The organism is Corallococcus sp. AB030 (assembly GCF_003668965.1).
Taxonomy (GTDB): domain Bacteria; phylum Myxococcota; class Myxococcia; order Myxococcales; family Myxococcaceae; genus Corallococcus; species Corallococcus exiguus.
The window spans coordinates 1-623 of record NZ_RAWQ01000478.1 but is presented as its reverse complement, the minus strand read 5'-3'; the positions used below and the strand labels follow the sequence as shown (position 1 = coordinate 623).

Below are 623 nucleotides of genomic sequence, written 5' to 3'. Positions count from 1 at the left end.
CGCCCACCCTGTGCCGCATCCCGTCTCCCACGATGCTCAACACCGCGAGCCCCGGCTGGTGCTCGATGGGGTCCACCTTCCCCGCCTCGCGCTCCACCTCGAACGCGTCCTCCAGCGCCAGCACCGCCCGCGCGGCCTCCGCCTCCCCCACGCAGAAGCTGATGGAGGACTCGCTGGAGCCCTGCGTAATCAACACCACGGAGATGGACGCCAGCGCCATCGCCTCGAAGACGCGCGCGGCCGTGCCCGGCACGCCCTTCAACCCCGCCCCCGCGATGTTGATGAGCGCGATGTCCGGCAGGAACGACAACCCGCGCACCGGGTGCCGCGACACTGGCGCCGTGGCCGTCACCCGCGTGCCCGGATGCTCCGGCCGGAAGCTGTTGCACACCCGCACCGGGATGCCCCGCTCCCTCGCGGGAGCAATCGTCTTCGGATGCAGCACCTTCGCTCCGAAGTAGGCCAGCTCCATCGCCTCCTCGAAGCTCACCTCTTCCAGCGCGAACGCCTCCGGCACCAGCCGCGGGTCCGCGCTGAAGATGCCGTCCACGTCCGTCCAGATCTCCAACAGCCGCGCATCCAGCGCCGCCGCCGCCAGCGCCGCCGAGTAGTCCGACCCACCC

General features: G+C 71.3%; 1 protein-coding gene. It reads right to left on the bottom strand.

Going from position 1 to position 623, the window contains the following annotated elements:
• A partial coding sequence (locus D7Y15_RS43690) for an aspartate kinase (RefSeq protein WP_121756234.1) occupies positions 1-623 on the bottom strand: 623 nt, incomplete at both ends.